Here is a 17,495-nt window from a genome sequence, read left to right on the forward strand (position 1 = left end):
AATGATTTTTAATGTTGTTATTGAGCCAAGAGCGCTCGTTGATATACAAAATGCTATTGATTATTATGAGTCTAAGCAAAGCGGTTTAGGTGAGTATTTTTATAAAGTAATTGACGAACATTTAGATACATTATCTAAAAATCCTTTTTTTGAAATCAGATATAAAGATTATCGTGGTCTTCCCACTAAAAAATTTCCATTTATCATTTTTTATTTCCTAGATGAGAAATTAAAAACAGTATATATTTTATCTGTTTTTAATACTTCAATGAATCCTGCAAAATATCCTCTTTAAGAAAATTGAATTTATTTTCTTAATTCTTGCTTTAAATAGAATATTCGTGTAATTCTATATTAAAGTCGTTTTAATTTGCGCTAATTCGTGAAATTCGAGGCGGAAAAAGCATTTAAACTTTGTAACTTTGAGGCTCTTAATTGTTAAACATCAAACAAAATATAATGAGTCAGGAAATAAGAAATCTGGAACCAAAAGCACTTTGGAACAAATTTGCAGATTTAAACGCTGTTCCGCGTCCTTCGAAGAAAGAAGAGCGAGTAATCGAGTTTATGAAAAACTTTGGAAACAGCTTGGGTTTAGAAACTTTTGAAGATGAAATCCGAAATGTAATCATCAGAAAACCGGCAACTCCGGGAATGGAAAACCGTAAACCAATCGTAATGCAGGGACACCTGGATATGGTGCACCAAAAAAATGCTGATACCGTTTTTGATTTCGATACACAAGGAATTGATATGTATGTTGATGGTGACTGGGTTCGTGCGCGTGGTACAACTTTAGGAGCCGACAATGGGTTAGGAGTGGCAACTATTATGGCTGTTTTGGAAAGCAAAGATATTCCGCATCCTGCAATTGAGGCCTTATTTACTGTTGATGAAGAAACAGGAATGACTGGGGCTTTAAATCTAAAAGGTGGGATTCTGCAAGGACAGATTTTGTTGAATCTTGATACAGAGGAAGATGATGAAATTGATATTGGATGTGCTGGTGGAATCGATGTAACGGCAACAAGAACTTATAATGAAGAAGAAGTTCCTGAAGCTTCAGTTGGTTATACTATTACGGTAAAAGGCTTAAACGGAGGACATTCTGGAATGGATATTCATAAAGGTTTAGGAAACGCAAACAAAATTATGAACCGTTTATTATTTGATGGTTTTGAAAATTTTGGACTGCAGGTTTCTGAAATTAACGGAGGAAGTCTTAGAAATGCAATTCCTAGAGAAAGTGTTGCGAAAGTAATTATTTCTCAAATGTTTGATGAAGCGTATGTGTATGACATGCAGGAAGTTATTTCTGATATTAAAGCTGAATACAAAACAACAGAACCTAACTTAACGATTGAAATCGTAAAATCTGATTTGCCTGAAAAAGTAGTGGATTTAGGCGTTCAGGAAGGTATTATAAGAGCGATTTATGCTGCGCAAAACGGAGTTTACAGAATGAGTCCTGATATGACTGATTTAGTTGAAACTTCAAATAATATTGCTCGCGTTGTTGTAAAAGACGGAGAAATTTTAGTGGGATGTTTAACACGTTCTTCTGTAGAATCTTCAAAATTTGATTTAGCTAATTCGTTACGTTCTGCATTTGAATTAGTAGGATGTGAAGTAGAACTTTCTGGTTCTTATCCGGGATGGACTCCAAATGTGAATTCTGAAATATTAGAAGTTTTAAAAGATATTTACGAAAAACAAAATGGCGAACAGCCTAAAGTTGTAGCTTGTCACGCTGGTTTAGAATGTGGAATTTTAGGGACAAATTATCCAGGAATGGATATGATTTCTTTTGGACCAACAATTCACGGAGCGCACTCTCCAGACGAAAGAGCAAGCATTTCATCTGCGCAGAAATATTGGAAATTTGTATTAGAGATTCTTTCAAATATACCAGTTAAATAGTCTCGGTTTACAGTCTCAGTAGTCAGTTACGGTTTTCAGTTTCCTTAGATGCTGAAAACTGTGACTGCGACTGAAAACTTAATCCCTTTTTGGAGCATTTTTCTTCTCTCTTTTTTCTTCTTTCTTTTCTTTAGCGGTTTTTAACGGTTCTTTTTTTTGCTGTTTTTTAGCATCCTGACTTTTTGCCATTGATATTTGTTTTAATTGTTTTAAATTGATTATTAAGTAAATATAGGTTTTTTAAATCCTAAAAGGCATAAAAAAATCCCCAATTTTAAAAATTGAGGATTTGTATGATAAGAGTAGAGTTTTAATTCCTTTTTAGTACTTTATATTGTTCGTAACAACCGCTTATGGCATCTAAAATCTGTAAGTCATTTGCTGATTGAATAAAAGCATCAGAATAGTTGCAGCGATGCATAATTTCAGGGATTTCGTCTTTGCTTATTCCTAATAAAACAGCAATGGTTTCACGGTCGTATTTGGTTTCTAAAAGATTTCTAATTGTATCGTCTTTTTTCATGTCCTTAAGTTTTTTAAGCTCCCTGCTGTTTTTTCCGAAGAAATTATAAAGCATATCGGCAGGATTAAAAATAGAGCCTAATACTTTACCAAAAGCATTTGGAGAGTATTCTCCTGCTTCATAACCTTGTGTAAGACCAGAAATACTATAACGGTAGTTTTCTTTTGTAGGGATCAGTTTAGAGTCAATTTCAAGATATCCTGTTAAACTGAAAGGAGCAATGATAACTTCTTCAAGAGCAATAGCTTTTTCAGTAAGCTGAATTCGAGTTACTTTGTTTTTTATCCAGTCATTTGTTACTCTGATTCTAAGAGATTGAAATCCTAAAAGAGAGAAATGAATAGTATCATTAGGCTGTACATCAATTTCAAAATACCCTTTTGAATCTGATTTTGCACCGCGTACTTTGTTTGTGTTAATGATATTTACATTTGGAAGAGGCTGTTTACTATCGTCGTTTATAATGTAACCTGAAACTCTTTGCGGGGTAGATGAGTCAACATCTTGCGCAAAACTAACAGCCGAGAATAGTAAAAAAAAGAAAACTGCGAAATATTTCATATCCTGATTTAAAGCACTAAAAGTAGTAAATCGAGATTAAATATTTCGTAGTCTTGGAATATAATTATAAGAAAATTAACAATGGCATCAGTATAGCTTTTAGTATTTTAATAAAAAGCAGTATAGACGATAAATTAAAATACTTCGAATTACAAAACTTATTTTGTTGAGTAAGATTCTTAATATGAAAAAATCCCAAATTCCAATTATGTCTGGAATTTGGGATTTTGTATTTTTAAGATATTAAATAATTAATCTCTTCTTGGTCTTCTTGGTCTTGATGAATCACCAAAACTTTCAGAACGTCTTGGAGCTCTGTCAGAACCACCTTCGTTTCTTCTAAAACCTCCTTCTCTTGGAGCAGAGTTTCTGTCGCTTCTAAATCCGCCTCCAGAACCTTCACGTCTTGGAGCAGAATTTCTGTCGCTTCTAAAACCTCCGCCAGAACCTTCACGTCTTGGAGCGAAGTTTCCTTCTCTTCTTTGTCCGCCAGAATTTCTTCCGCCGCCACGATTGTTGTGGTCACGTCTTCCGCCTCCGTCATTTTTAGAAATTTCAACATTAATACGACGTCCTTCTAATTGAACGTTGTTTAAAATATCCATTACTTTATCAGTGTGCTCAGGATCAGTGTTAAAGAAAGAGAAACCTTCTTTTACATCTACTTTGAAAACGTCATCACGACCTAAGTCTAATGTTTCTTTCAAGTAATCTTTTAAAGACATCCAGTCAAAATTGTCTCTAGAACCAATGTTTACAAAATAACGAACAGCTCCGTTGTTGTTGAATTCTCTTGGCTCAGAATCACCTCTTTCACGTCTTTCTCCAGAAGATTGAGTAGAGATATCTCTATTCTTTTTGTAGTAAGTAATGAAACGGTTAAATTCTACAGATACCATTTTCTTAATCAATTCTTCTTTAGATAAATCTTCAAGAACATTGTTAATTGCTGGTAAATAGTTGTCAATTTCGTGATCAACCTCAGTATCTTTAATTTTGTTTGCTAAGTGTAATAACTGAATTTCGCAGATTTCAATTCCAGATGGAATAGCTTTTTCTTCGAATTTTTGTTTAATGATTCTCTCGATAGAAGAAATTTTACGTAACTCACTTTTTGTAACGATTACAATAGAAGTTCCTAATTTTCCAGCTCTACCTGTACGTCCAGAACGGTGGTTGTAAGTTTCAATCTCATCTGGTAATTGGTAGTTTACAACGTGAGTTACGTTATCAACGTCAATACCACGTGCAGCAACGTCAGTAGCAACAAGCATCTGAATTTGTCTTCCACGGAACGATTTCATTACCCCGTCACGTTGTGCCTGAGATAAATCTCCGTGTAACGCAGCGGCGCTATATCCATCTTCAATTAATTTTTCAGCTACAGCCTGTGTATCTCTTTTAGTACGACAGAAAACTACAGAGAAAATATCCGGGTTAGCATCTGCTAAACGTTTTAGAGCTTCGTAACGATCACGAGCATTTACTAAGTAAAATTCGTGAGAAACTGTTGCAGAACCTGAGTTCTTAGCACCAACAGTAATTTCAACCGGTTCGCTCATGAATTGTTTTGCAATTCTGGCAACCTCTTGCGGCATAGTTGCAGAGAACAACCATGTGTTTTTTTGATCTGGAGTATCTGATAAAATAGATACGATGTCTTCATAGAATCCCATGTTCAACATCTCATCAGCTTCATCAAGAATACAGTAATCTATATTTTTAATGTTAACTAAACCTCTGTTAATCATGTCTTGCATTCTTCCTGGAGTAGCCACAATAATTTGTGCGCCTCTTTTAATCTCTCTAGCTTGCTCTGTAATACTAGCCCCGCCGTAAACTGCTACCACATTAATACCTTTTTCGTATTTTGAGTAGTTTTTAAGTTCGTTGGTAATCTGTAAACAAAGTTCTCGTGTTGGCGATAAAACTAATGCTTGTGTGTTTCTATTGTCAGCATCAATTTTTTGAATTAGCGGAAAACCGAAAGCTGCCGTTTTCCCTGTCCCTGTCTGAGCCAACGCAACCATATCTGTGTCTTTTTCCAATAATAGGGGAATCGCCTTTTCCTGTACCTCTGACGGATTTTCAAATCCTAGATCTAAAATCGCCTTCAGTAACGATTCATTCAATCCTAATTGTTCAAATTTATTCATATATGTATTTAAAATAGGGTGCAAAATTACTGTTAATTATTCACATAAACTAATGCAATTTCAAGAATTATACATTTGTTATGATTTGATTATCAAAAAGTTACGATTTAGGTAAAATGATTTTTTGTAAAAAATCCAGAATTTGCCCCAAAAACACGTCTGAAAATGTAAAATTTGAGCTTTAAAATGTTGTATTTGAAACAATTATTTTGTGGCAGTCAGGAGATCAATTAGTTGCTGAACAGCTTTTCCACGATGTCCAATGGTGTTTTTTATTTCCAAAGGCAGTTCTGCAAAGGTTTTGTCAAAATTTTCAGGTTTGAAAATTGGGTCGTATCCAAAACCATTTGTACCTGTTTTGGTTTCTGTAATTTCTCCTTTTGCAATTCCAGTAAATATATATTGCTTTCCTTCCAGGTTTAAAGTGATAACGGTTTTAAACTGAGCGCTTCGATTTTTGTTGTTTTCTAATGCCTTTAAAAGTTTATTCATGTTATCGTCGGCATTTTTTTGCTCGCCTGCGTAACGTGCAGAATACACTCCGGGTTCTCCATTTATAGCATCTACTTCCAGTCCAGTATCATCTGCAAAACAATCGTAACCATACTTTTGTGTTACGTAATCCGCTTTCAAAATGGCATTTCCTTCAATTGTATCTGCAGTTTCAGGAATATCTTCAAAACAATTAATATCTTCTAAACTTAATATTGTAATACTTTCAGGAAGCATGCTTTGTATTTCTGCAATTTTATTTTTGTTGTTTGAAGCGAAAACGAGTTTCATAGAATTAAGTGTTTAAATGATTTTAAACACAAATTTAGAATTCTTATATTTGATATACTGCCTAAAAATAAAATAAATGCAATTATCTGTTTTATATAAAAAAATCCTGCCGTTTGTAAAACCTTACAAAAAAATGGTAATTGCCACTTTACTGCTTACATTTTTAGGTTCGTTTGCGGCGCAGGTAAATGCTGTAATTTTAAAATATACTGTCGATACAATTAATAATTTAATGGTTGCCCACGAACCATTATCCAAAGGGTTTCATTTAATTGGTATTATTAGTGTTGTATTATTAACTAAAGAATTGGTTAATTCTGTGGTGCAGTTTGGACAGAAATTCTATGGAGAAAAACTTCGTATTTTCATCACACGAGATATATCACAGACAATTGTAGAAAAAATTCTAAGTTATAGAATGGAATTTTACACTTCGGATGAAAATGAAAGCGGAAAACTTCAAACGAGAATCGATCTGGGCATTAGCAGTTTAACACGACTGGTTCAGAACTTTTTTATTGATATTCTGCCTTTGTTTGCCAATGCTTTTGTGGCTTTGGTAATCATGTTTTATGCCAATGTGTATGTGGGATTAGTGAGTTTGTGTATTATTCCTATTTATTTTTACATCAGCCAATTGCAAGCCACGAAATTAAGTGGTTTTAGGAGAAGAATGCGAAATTACCGCGAAACTAAAAATAACGGAATTATTAGCTTAATTGAATCCATAACGGTAATTAAATCTTTTGTTCGAGAATCGACCGAAGCAGATCGCCATGAAAAAATTCAGTATGAAATGACCGAAAATCAGCTGGAAACCAGAAAAACCAGTTTTATTTTTGAAAGTATTAAAAGTTTTGTCGAGCAGATAGGAGTTGTGATTATCATTATTTTGACGGCTTATTTTGTGCTGAATAATCAAATGACAATTGGTGCCATAATGTTTCATATTATGTTGTTTAATAATGTTTCGTCTCCAATCAGGCAATTGCACCGAATTTATGACGAGGTAAATGATGCCTTAATTTATTCGGAAGGTTTCTTTGATATTTTAGAATCAGATAAAGAAATTGAAACCAGCGGTAATTATATGCCTGAAAAAATTTCAGGATTGATAGAAGTTAAAAATGTAGACTTTATTTACCCAAACGGCACTCAGGCGCTTTATGATATTAATTTTACGGTAAAACCTAATGAAACTACTGCTTTGGTAGGATTAAGCGGCGCCGGAAAAAGTACTATTATTAATTTATTAGATAAATTTTACCTGCCATCATCAGGGCAAATATTTTTAGATGGAGTTGATTTAGTCGATTATAATACGGACTTTCTGCGTAAAAACATTGGTTTGGTTTTGCAGAAGAATCATATTTTTAAGGGAACTATTGCAGAAAATATTTTATACGGAAATCCCGAAGCTTCACACCCAGAAATTATCGAAGCTGCAAAACAAGCTTATATTCATGAACAGGTAATACAACTGCCAAAAGGTTATGATTCTGATGCGCATTTGCTTTCGGGAGGGCAGCAGCAGCGAATTGCGATTGCAAGACTTTTTCTTAAAAATCCGCCAATTATTTTTCTGGATGAACCAACTGCCAGTTTAGATGCCATTGCAACAGAACAAATAAAAAAATCTCTCGATGCCATTAAAAAAGACCGAACTGTAATTATAATTTCGCACAGCATTTCTCAAATTATCGATGCGGCGAATATTATTGTTTTAGAAAAAGGACGATGCGTTGAAAAGGGAACCCATGATGAATTATATGATAATAAAGGAACGTATCATCAAATATTTATGGCAATGGCAAACAGTTTAAACATCGAAAAAATCACACAGACTTTTGACTGAAATAATTCAAAATTATTTTTTCAAAAACAAAAACCGTAAAAATTCCAAAAGTATAAGCCAGAATATCTTCCCAAAGAAATCCCTGTCCTAAAACATATCTGCCAAAAAGTGTCTTTCTAAGTTCGATCATCCATTCGCCTTGATACAATTGTAAAAACTCAATGGAATAGCAAATCAAAAGCGAAAGTAATGCAATTGAAAAAGCATTCTTAAATGGAAGAAATATTCGAACCAAAAAGTAAATCATTACAGCGTACAGAAAATCGCCTATCCATAATGGGACAAATGTTGTTTTTCTGGAGCAGATTCCAAGAAAAATGATGAATAGAAAAAGGGTGAAATAATAGATTCTGGATTTCAAGTTTACAGTGGTTTTGTTCAAACAAATTTATATTAAACAGCACACAGATGAAACTGATTTAACAGGTTTATTATTTGTTTACTTCGTTAGTTAAGATAAACTCAGATAAAAGGAGTTTAATAGTACATTTTTAGGGAACGAAAAATACAAACCTTAAATGATTTTACTTTATTTCATAAATTTATCGGTTAATAAACTTTCTATCAAAAATAACCACATGAATTCAAAATTTTTCACGCTGATTACGGCTTTGTTTCTTATCGGAAACCAAATCTATGCTCAAAAAAACAATTCGTTTAATATTCAAAAACAATTAGAGTATTGTGCAGAACAGGCATCCAAAACTTTAAAAGTAATTCCAGATGACGGAACTTCACCAAGAACAGTTCCAAATGGAAGCAAAGACTGGAAATTTGTTAGTTACAAAGACTGGACAAGCGGATTTTGGCCTGGTGAATTGTGGTATTTATATGAAGCAACAAAGGATAAAAAATGGGAAAAAGAAGCAGATAAATTCAGCCGTTTCTTAACGCCTTTATCTGTCAGCAAAGCAGCTGACCATGATTTGGGTTTTCAGATTTTTAATAGTTTTGGAAACGGATATCGATTGACAAAAAATCCGGAATACAAAGAAATTATCCTTAAAACAGCCGATACTCTGGCAGCACTTTTTAATCCAAAAGTGGGAACGATTCTGTCCTGGCCTCATAATAAAATGGGCGGTCATAATACAATTATTGATAATATGATGAATCTGGAGCTTCTGTTTTGGGCATCTAAAAATGGAGGAAACAAAAAGCTGTATGATATTGCTGTAAAACATGCCGAAACGACAATGGCAAATCATTTCAGACCAGATAATACTTCTTATCATGTTATTATTTATGATTATGAAACTGGTAAAAAAATAAAAGGAAGAACGGCTCAGGGATACAGTGATGACAGTATGTGGGCGCGTGGTCAGGCTTGGGCAATTTATGGTTTTACAATGACTTACAGAGAAACAAAAGATCCTAAGTTTTTAGATTTTGCACATAAACTAACACGAGTTTATTTAGATAAACTTACAACAGAAGATTTAATTCCATATTGGGATTTTAATGCGCCTGATATTCCAAATGCTCCAAGAGATGCTTCGGCGGCGGCGATTGTTTCTTCGGCACTTTTAGAGTTGAGTTCTTACACAAAAGATAAAAACCTAAAAAACGAATATCTAACAAAGTCTAAAAAGATGATTGTTTCACTTTCAGATCATTACCAGAGTCGAGATGTAAATTCAGCCTTTTTACTTCATTCAACCGGACACAAACCTGCAGGAAGTGAAATAGATTGTTCTATAAATTACGCAGATTATTATTATCTTGAAGCACTTTTAAGACTTCAAAAAATAAAATAAAAAATTATGGTAAAGAAAATAAGCCAGATTTCGTTTGCAATTATTATGGTATTGATGCTTGCAGGCTGTAAAAATACCAAACAAAAACTTCAGGAATTTGTAGTGAAATACAATGCAACTGCTTCTAGTTTTAAGGCTGAAAATGTAACACTTACTACAGCAAGAGGTTATATAAACGACAATAAAATTGAATTGCGTTTTGAAACTGATTTAGAGCAGAATGACGCTAATAAAACAGCAGCGAATATATCGTTTCCCAAGTTGTTAAAAGATATGTTCGATAAAAATCAAATTCCGGAAGAATTAGTTAACGAAGGTGTGCAGTTTGATGCTTATTTTTTAGCAGATGATAATACTGTTTTTGTAAAAGAAGTGATTACAAAAGAATCTCTGCCTGAATTATTGAAAGAATAATTGAGCTGTATAAAATGCTCAAAACAGAAAGCCTCTTTAATTATTTTAAAGAGGCTTTTTTAGTTTATCTAAGTTTAATCCTTTCTATTTTAAACTTTATGTAATTGACTTGTAGTTAAATAATTACATTTTTTAAAAATCTGATTTGATGTTGTTTTTTTATTTTAATTTCATTATGTTTGAGTTAAAAATTAACTAATAAACCAAAAAATTATGAAAAAAATTACCCAAATCGCATTTATTTTTGCAACAATGTTAGTATTGGTAAGCTGTAAAAATACCAAACAAAAAATTCAGGAGCACGTAAGTACTTATAATAATTCATCAACAATAAAAGGACACGGAATTACAAGTACAGCGGCTAAAGCATTTCTAAATGACAATAAAATCGAGATTAGAATTGAAACTAATTTAGAAGAAAATGATTCTAATAAAGCAGCCTACAAAGAATCATTCCCTGATTTATTAAAAGAAATGATTCAAAACAATCAGATTTCGACAGAACTAATCGACGAAGGAGTAAAATTTGACGTATATTTCCTGGCTTATAATAATGCAATATTAGCCCAGCAATTAGTTGATAAAGAAGAATTAGCTGTTTTAGAAAGCGGAGCTGCCACAGATAATAAAGAAACTGCAAAACTCTAAGATTTAATATAAAAAATAAAAGCCTCTTTGAATTTCCAAAGAGGCTTTTATTTTTAGTTACGTTTGGTAACGTTCGTTAAATTATCAGGGAAATACAATTCTGATAGATTTGTAAACTCGTCACCTCGCATAAAGATATTGATATCAACATCTGCAAAAGATGTTTTTCCGGCCGCAGCCAAAAGTTCATTTGCAGAATGAAGTGTGTTTTTATGGAAATGATACACTCGATCTGATTTATCGGTTACAACCAAACCTTTCATCAGCATTTTGTTTTGAGTGGCAACTCCAGTCGGACATTCGTTATTATGACAGCGTAAAGCCTGAATGCAACCTAAAGAGAACATAAAACCTCTCGCACTGTTACACATATCTGCACCCAAAGCAACAGCATGAAGAATGGAATATCCGGAAATAATTTTCCCGCTTCCTATAATGCGCATTTTATCACGAATATTTAATCCGATTAATGTTTTGTTGACGAAAATTAAAGCCGGTTCAAACGGCATTCCAACACCGTCTGCAAATTCTAACGGAGCAGCTCCGGTTCCGCCTTCAGCACCATCAATTGTAATAAAATCAGGATAAGTATCTTCGGCGATCATTTCATGGCAGATAGCTTCAAACTCAGCAGTATTTCCAATACATAATTTAAAACCTATTGGTTTTCCATTCGATAATTCGCGTAATTGTTTAATAAACTGAATTAATCCTTTTGTATCAGAAAAAGCAGTGTGTCCGGGAGGAGAAAGAATCATGGTATGCGGTACAACTCCTCTAATTTTAGCAATCTGTTCAGTATTCTTTGCAGCCGGAAGTACACCTCCGTGACCTGGTTTTGCACCTTGCGAAAGCTTAATTTCGATCATTTTTACATTTGGAAGATTTGCCTTTTCTGAGAATTTTTCAGGGCTGAAATTTCCTTCAGCATCACGGCATCCAAAATAACCCGTTCCAATCTGCCAGGTAATATCACCGCCGCCTTCAAGATGAAAATCAGTTAAACCTCCTTCGCCTGTGTTTTGGTAAAAATTTCCTTTTTTGGCACCAATATTAATGGCTCGTACTGCATGTTCACTCAAAGAACCAAAACTCATAGCCGAAACATTAAACAAAGAAGCAGAATAAGGCTGTTTACAATCTTTTCCTCCAACTAAAACTCTCGGAAGTTCTTCATTTACTTTTGCAGGGAAAATAGAATGTTTTATTCCTTCGTAGCTTTCAGTATTTAAGTTTTGCTGTGTTCCAAAAGGTGTACTTGAGTCAATATTTTTTGCTCTTTGATACACTAAAGAACGCTGGTTTCTTGAAAAAGGTTTTCCATCAGTAGATCTTTCAATAAAATACTGCTGAATTTCGGGCGCAATCATTTCAAATAAATATCTAAAATAACCCAAGACCGGGAAGTTCCTTAAAATAGCATGTTTTTTTTGAGAAGCATTATAAGCTCCAATAATCAATAAAAGAGGGATAATAAAAACGAGTAAGTAACCTCGTCCGGTGTAATAATAAATTGCAGCAACAATTAGAAACAATAAGAATCCGTAAATAAAGAATTTCTTTCTCATGTTTTTAAATAATAATAGGGTAATAAATTAATTAGTTGAATCGTAAACGCACATAAACGTGTTTTATGCCTTTTTTATCCGATTCTCTTTCGTCGATTTCCAAAATATCCGTCAATGATTTCAGCATTGGCGTAAGCTTAGAATAACCATAATTTCTTGGGTCAAATTCTGGTTTTTTCTTTACAATCAGATTCCCGACATCACCTAGAAATGCCCAGCCGTCATCATCTTCAATATCTTCAATTGTAGCTTCAATAAGTTCAATGGTTTGTTTATCTACTTTATGAAGTGCTTTTTCAGCAGGTTTTTCCACAGGTTTTTTGGTGTCGGCTGTGTTTACTTTTGGTTTTTTCTTCTGAATTGCGCCATCCAAAACCTCAATATAAATAAAACGGTCGCAGGCTACGATAAAAGAACTTGGGGTTTTCTTTTCGCCAATACCAATTACTTTCATGCCGGATTCTCTTAATCGAACCGCTAATCGGGTAAAATCGCTGTCGCTGGAAACGATGCAGAAACCATCTAATTTCCCGGAATACAGCAAATCCATAGCATCAATAATCAACGCAGAATCTGATGAATTTTTTCCAACCGTGTAACTATATTGCTGTATGGGGGTAATAGCATGTTCTAGTAAAACGGCTTTCCAGCCATTTGCATTCGGCTTTGTCCAGTCTGCATAAATCCTTTTGGTAGTTGGTGTTCCAAATTTTGCAATTTCCTCCATCATACCTTTCACATTACTGTATGGCACATTATCGGCATCAATCAGGACTGCCAGTTTTAAATCTTTTGAGTTGCTTAAAGGCATATTTAGATATTAGAAAATTAAATACTCTCAAAGTTAAAATTAAAATTGGTTTTTATAGAAAGTCAAAGCCGAATAAGTAGTTTTTTCAGTACTAATTAGTTTCATTATAAATAAGGTTTTTCTTCAATAAAATTAATTAAAGATAAATTTGTCTTTTATTTTAAACTTTAATACATTTGTAAAGAATTAATCCAATCAGTGTATGTTTTCAAAAGCGTGTGAGTACGGAATCAGAGCTTCTATTTTTATTGCTACCAAATCTTCAAAAGGGATTCGGGTGGGAATAAAAGATGTTGCCAAAGAAATTGATTCGCCGGAACCATTTACTGCCAAGATTATGCAGATTTTAACCAAAAACGGCATTATTCATTCAGCTAAAGGAGTAGGAGGCGGTTTTGAAGTTTCAAAGGAAGCATTAAAGTCAATAAAACTAATTCAGATTGTTGATGCAATCGACGGTGATAAAATTTACAGAGGATGCGGTATTGGTTTAAAAGAATGTTCAGAAGAACATCCATGTCCTGTGCATTTTGAATTTAAAAAAATAAGAGGTCTTCTTTTACAAATGCTTTCAACAACAACTTTAGAACAGCTTGCTTTGGGAGTAAAATCAGGAGACTTTTTTCTAAAAACAGTAAATACAAACGATTAACATTAAATAAATTACTTAAAAATGAATACAAAAACCAAAATTTCACTATTGATCCTAATGGGATTTTTAACTATAACTTCTTGCGGTAAAAAAGAAACAGCTCCGGTTGAAGAACAAACAGAAACTTCTACAGAAGGCGAACAAGCTCCAACAGCTGCGCCAGCTGAAGAAAATGTATTGGTTATTGAAGGAAACGACCAAATGCAGTTTAATAAAAATGAATTAAAAGCAGTTGCAGGAAAACCAATTAAATTGACTTTAAAACACGTTGGTAAAATTCCAAAAGAAGCAATGGGCCACAATTTAATAATTCTTCAGGAAGGAACAGACCAGAGTGCATTTGCTTTAAAAGCCAATGATGCGAAAGCGACTGATTATATTCCTGAATCTGAAAAAGCTTCTATCATTGCACATACTAAATTATTAGGCGGCGGAGAAGAAGATACAATCGAATTTACAATTGATAAAAAAGGATCATATCCGTTTATCTGTTCTTTTCCTGGCCACGTGGCTATGATGAAAGGTGTATTAATTGTTGAGTAAATAATATAGACTCCAAATGCTGAAAATAGGTTTGGAGTTTTTTTAAAAACCAATAAAAGATAGTTTTGTCTTTTATTAATAGATTTCCCCCAAGAGAAATGAAAAGAGAAAAAAAATTATGGTTCGTTTTTGCATTGGTAATGAGTATATCATTTGCCGTGCTTGGTTATTATGGTTATGAAATTTATCAGCAGGCGCCTCCGGTTCCTAAAGAAATTATAACCGATTCAGGAAAAGTGGTTTTTACTGAAACCGAAATTAAAGACGGGCAGAATATCTGGCAGAGTATAGGAGGCCAGGAGGTAGGATCTATCTGGGGACACGGTGCTTACGTTGCCCCGGACTGGACTGCTGATTGGCTGCACAGAGAAGCACTTTTTATACTGGATAAATTTGCCAAAGAAGATTTTAATAAAAAGTTTGACGATTTGGATGCCGAAAAACAATCGGCTTTAAAAATTCGTCTGCAAAAAGATCTTAGAACCAATCGCTATGATGCCAATACAGGAGTTCTTACAATATCTGAAAACCGTTTAGCAGCTATTAAGAGTTTAAGCGAATATTACAAAGGACTTTTTACAAACGATCCTAAGTTTGATAAACTGAGAGAAGAATATGCAATTCCGAAAAACTCAATAAAAGATGATGCGAGAATGCACAAAATGAATGCGTTTTTCTTTTGGGCTACCTGGGCAACAGTTACCAACCGTCCGGATTCTGATATTTCGTATACACACAACTGGCCTTCAGATGAATTGGTTGGAAACAAAGCAACCAAAGAACTTTTGGCATGGTCTGGAGTCAGTATTATTCTGCTGATTTTAAGTATTGGAATTCTAGTTTTCTATCATGCAAAATCAGGTGAAGAAGAAGAATTTCCGCTTCCAAAAGAAGATCCAATCATCAATCAGGGCAAAACACCTTCGATGAAACTGGTTGTAAAATATTTCTGGATTGTAAGTTTACTGATGATTTTACAAATGGCTTTTGGAATCATAACGGCACATTACGGAGTAGAAGGAAACGGCTTGTACGGAATTCCAATTGATCAGATTCTGCCTTACGCCGTTACACGTACATGGCATACCCAATTGGCTATTTTTTGGATTGCGACGGCATGGCTGGCAACCGGATTATATATTGCTCCGGCGGTTTCTGGTAAAGATCCTAAATTTCAATGTTTTGGCATCAACTTCTTATTTATCGCCCTGCTCATTATTGTTTTAGGTTCAATGGCGGGACAATGGTTTGGTGTAATGCAGAAATTAGATTTGGTACAAAACTTCTGGTTTGGTCATCAAGGTTACGAATATGTTGATTTAGGGCGATTCTGGCAGATTTTCCTTTTAGTTGGATTGTTTTTATGGCTTGCCTTAATGATTCGCCCTTTAATCCCGATTTTAAAGAAAAAAACACAAGAGAAAAACCTTATTATTCTTTTCTTGATTTCTTGTACTGCAATTGCCATGTTTTACGGCGCAGGATTAATGTGGGGAAGACAAACCAATTTAGCCGTTGCTGAATATTGGAGATGGTGGGTAGTTCACCTTTGGGTTGAAGGTTTCTTCGAAGTTTTTGCAACCGTTGTTATGGCTTTCTTATTTGTTCGTTTAGGATTGCTGAAAACCAAAACAGCTACTTTAAATGTATTGTTTGCGACCATTATTTTCATGTCGGGAGGGATTTTAGGAACATTCCATCACTTGTATTTCTCAGGAACGCCAACCGCGATTATGGCTCTTGGAGCGACTTTCAGCGCGCTAGAAGTTGTGCCTTTAACTTTAATAGGATTTGAAGCCTATCAAAACTATAAAATCTCAAAATCAACCCAATGGATTGCGGATTACAAATGGCCGATTTATTTTATGATTTCTGTTGCGTTTTGGAATTTCCTTGGAGCCGGAATTTTCGGATTCATTATTAATCCGCCAATTGCGCTTTATTACATACAAGGTTTAAATACAACGCCATTACACGGACATACGGCTTTATTTGGAGTTTACGGAATGCTGGGAATTGGACTGGTATTGTTTGTACTAAGAAGTTTATACAGAAATGTAAACTGGAATACAAAACTGCTGAAAATTACTTTTTGGTCGCTGAATATTGGTTTGTTTTTAATGGCAGTATTGAGTTTACTTCCAATTGGAGTATGGCAGGCAATTGAGAGTATCGATCACGGAATGTGGTATGCACGCTCATCAGAATTAATGCAGCAGCCGGCAATGATTACCTTAAAATGGCTTCGTGCGATAGGAGATTCTATTTTCGGAATCGGATTTATAACAATGGCATGGTTTGTATTTGACCTGACCTTAAAAAACAAAAAATAAAAACAAATTTAAAATTGAGTATCATGGAAAATTTAAAAAACAAAACAATAGGATCATTCGTAGCTCAGGATTATAGAACTGCTGCGGTTTTCTCTAAATACAGAATTGATTTTTGCTGCAAAGGAAACAGAACCGTAGACGAAGTCTGCGAAAAACAAAATATTGACGCCGATGTTTTATTGCAAAACATTCACGAAGTTATTCAGTCTGAAAACAACGGTTCGATTGATTTTAACTCATGGCCGTTGGATTTGCTGGCAGATTATATCGAAAAAACACATCATCGTTATGTTGAAGATAAGACACATACACTGCTTGCTTTTTTAGATAAGTTATGCAAAGTTCACGGAGCCAATTATCCTGAGTTATTTAAGATAAACGAATTGTTTATTGGCTGTGCCGGCGAATTATCACAGCACATGAAAAAAGAGGAATTAATTTTATTTCCTTTTGTGAAAAGAATGACAAAAACCAAAGAATCTGACGGGATTTTATCTCAGCCTTCGTTTGGTTCAGTTTCAAATCCAATCGCGATGATGATGCACGAACACGATAATGAGGGAGAGCGTTTTAGAGAAATTGCTGCTTTAACAGATCATTACACGCCGCCTGCAGATGCTTGTACAACGTATAAAGTAACTTTTGCAATGCTTAAGGAATTTGAAGAAGATTTGCATAAGCACATTCATTTAGAAAATAATATCCTGTTTCCAAAAGCAGTTCTTTTAGAAAAAGATTTTGTTGAAGTAGAATAAAAATAAATTTTAATAGTTCGAAAAGCACCGATAGCACATTTTAAAATGATATTTATCGGTGTTTTTTATTTGAAGAAATGTTATTTTTAACTCATTGAGTTTTACTAAAAAAAATAAACACATAGAAACATAGATTTTAACAAACTTGAAAGACGATTTGAGAAAATCTAGATTTTTGCACATAGCTATGTGTATTCATGCAAGTGAAACGCCTTT

At 34.1% G+C, this 17,495-nt stretch carries 16 protein-coding genes; 10 read left to right on the top strand and 6 right to left on the bottom strand.

Features of this window, described 5'->3' with window-relative positions; translation table 11 throughout:
• Position 1 precedes the first annotated feature (1 nt).
• Together FJOH_RS12470 and FJOH_RS12475 are read left to right on the top strand one after the other, a co-directional pair.
• Positions 2-295: a type II toxin-antitoxin system RelE/ParE family toxin gene (locus FJOH_RS12470; protein ID WP_012024465.1), complete on the top strand. Its 294-nt coding sequence runs from the start codon at positions 2-4 to the stop codon at positions 293-295.
• 164 nt (positions 296-459) lie between these two features.
• Positions 460-1,920, top strand: a complete 1,461-nt coding sequence (locus tag FJOH_RS12475) for an aminoacyl-histidine dipeptidase (RefSeq protein ID WP_012024466.1) — start codon at positions 460-462, stop codon at positions 1,918-1,920.
• A 310-nt stretch (positions 1,921-2,230) separates the two neighbouring features.
• Here the strand turns inward: FJOH_RS12475 and FJOH_RS12480 are convergent, their stop codons facing one another.
• From FJOH_RS12480 to FJOH_RS12490, 3 genes are all read right to left on the bottom strand, one after another.
• The gene (locus FJOH_RS12480; protein ID WP_012024467.1) at positions 2,231-3,004 is read right to left on the bottom strand and encodes a carboxypeptidase-like regulatory domain-containing protein; all 774 of its coding nucleotides are present in this window, start codon (positions 3,002-3,004) and stop codon (positions 2,231-2,233) included.
• A gap of 251 nt (positions 3,005-3,255) precedes the next feature.
• Entirely contained in the window at positions 3,256-5,160 is a 1,905-nt protein-coding gene (locus FJOH_RS12485) for a DEAD/DEAH box helicase (protein WP_012024468.1), read from the bottom strand.
• Positions 5,161-5,364: 204 nt separating this feature from the next.
• Positions 5,365-5,943 carry a non-canonical purine NTP diphosphatase gene (locus FJOH_RS12490; protein WP_012024469.1) on the bottom strand — a complete coding sequence of 193 codons (579 nt, stop codon included), beginning with the start codon at positions 5,941-5,943 and terminating at the stop codon, positions 5,365-5,367.
• Between the two features lie 76 nt (positions 5,944-6,019).
• Between FJOH_RS12490 and FJOH_RS12495 the strand changes: the two genes are divergently transcribed.
• Positions 6,020-7,798 carry an ABC transporter ATP-binding protein gene (locus tag FJOH_RS12495; protein WP_012024470.1) on the top strand — a complete coding sequence of 593 codons (1,779 nt, stop codon included), beginning with the start codon at positions 6,020-6,022 and terminating at the stop codon, positions 7,796-7,798.
• On the opposite strand, the gene FJOH_RS12500 is transcribed toward FJOH_RS12495, so the two are convergent.
• Positions 7,779-8,180, bottom strand: a complete 402-nt coding sequence (locus tag FJOH_RS12500) for a ribosomal maturation YjgA family protein (RefSeq protein ID WP_012024471.1) — start codon at positions 8,178-8,180, stop codon at positions 7,779-7,781. The two genes, FJOH_RS12495 and FJOH_RS12500, sit on opposite strands and share 20 nt — an antisense overlap.
• A 196-nt stretch (positions 8,181-8,376) precedes the next feature.
• Here FJOH_RS12500 and FJOH_RS12505 point away from each other — a divergent pair, with 196 nt between their 5' ends.
• The 3 genes from FJOH_RS12505 (at position 8,377) to FJOH_RS12515 (ending at position 10,617) form a co-directional block, all read left to right on the top strand.
• Positions 8,377-9,555: a glycoside hydrolase family 88 protein gene (locus FJOH_RS12505; RefSeq protein ID WP_012024472.1), complete on the top strand. Its 1,179-nt coding sequence runs from the start codon at positions 8,377-8,379 to the stop codon at positions 9,553-9,555.
• A 6-nt stretch (positions 9,556-9,561) separates the two neighbouring features.
• Entirely contained in the window at positions 9,562-9,969 is a 408-nt protein-coding gene (locus FJOH_RS12510; protein WP_012024473.1) for a hypothetical protein, read from the top strand.
• A gap of 213 nt (positions 9,970-10,182) precedes the next feature.
• A complete protein-coding gene (locus FJOH_RS12515; protein WP_012024474.1) occupies positions 10,183-10,617 on the top strand; it encodes a hypothetical protein in 435 nt (144 codons plus the stop codon).
• A 53-nt stretch (positions 10,618-10,670) separates the two neighbouring features.
• On the opposite strand, the gene FJOH_RS12520 is transcribed toward FJOH_RS12515, so the two are convergent.
• Together FJOH_RS12520 and FJOH_RS12525 are read right to left on the bottom strand one after the other, a co-directional pair.
• On the bottom strand, positions 10,671-12,185 hold the full coding sequence (locus tag FJOH_RS12520; protein ID WP_012024475.1) for an FMN-binding glutamate synthase family protein: 1,515 nt from the start codon (positions 12,183-12,185) through the stop codon (positions 10,671-10,673).
• A gap of 31 nt (positions 12,186-12,216) precedes the next feature.
• Positions 12,217-12,996 carry an NYN domain-containing protein gene (locus FJOH_RS12525; RefSeq protein WP_012024476.1) on the bottom strand — a complete coding sequence of 260 codons (780 nt, stop codon included), beginning with the start codon at positions 12,994-12,996 and terminating at the stop codon, positions 12,217-12,219.
• A 202-nt stretch (positions 12,997-13,198) separates the two neighbouring features.
• On the opposite strand from FJOH_RS12525, the gene FJOH_RS12530 reads away from it, so the two are divergent.
• The 4 genes from FJOH_RS12530 to ric all read left to right on the top strand — a co-directional run bounded on the left by FJOH_RS12530 (position 13,199) and on the right by ric (position 17,279).
• Positions 13,199-13,648, top strand: a complete 450-nt coding sequence (locus tag FJOH_RS12530; protein ID WP_012024477.1) for an RrF2 family transcriptional regulator — start codon at positions 13,199-13,201, stop codon at positions 13,646-13,648.
• Positions 13,649-13,669: 21 nt separating this feature from the next.
• Positions 13,670-14,191: a plastocyanin/azurin family copper-binding protein gene (locus FJOH_RS12535; RefSeq protein ID WP_012024478.1), complete on the top strand. Its 522-nt coding sequence runs from the start codon at positions 13,670-13,672 to the stop codon at positions 14,189-14,191.
• A gap of 98 nt (positions 14,192-14,289) precedes the next feature.
• On the top strand, positions 14,290-16,524 hold the full coding sequence (locus FJOH_RS12540) for a nitric-oxide reductase large subunit (RefSeq protein ID WP_012024479.1): 2,235 nt from the start codon (positions 14,290-14,292) through the stop codon (positions 16,522-16,524).
• A gap of 23 nt (positions 16,525-16,547) precedes the next feature.
• Entirely contained in the window at positions 16,548-17,279 is a 732-nt protein-coding gene (gene ric, locus FJOH_RS12545; protein ID WP_012024480.1) for an iron-sulfur cluster repair di-iron protein, read from the top strand.
• Positions 17,280-17,495: the final 216 nt, after the last annotated feature.

It is taken from the genome of Flavobacterium johnsoniae UW101 (assembly GCF_000016645.1).
Classification (GTDB): Bacteria; Bacteroidota; Bacteroidia; order Flavobacteriales; family Flavobacteriaceae; genus Flavobacterium; species Flavobacterium johnsoniae.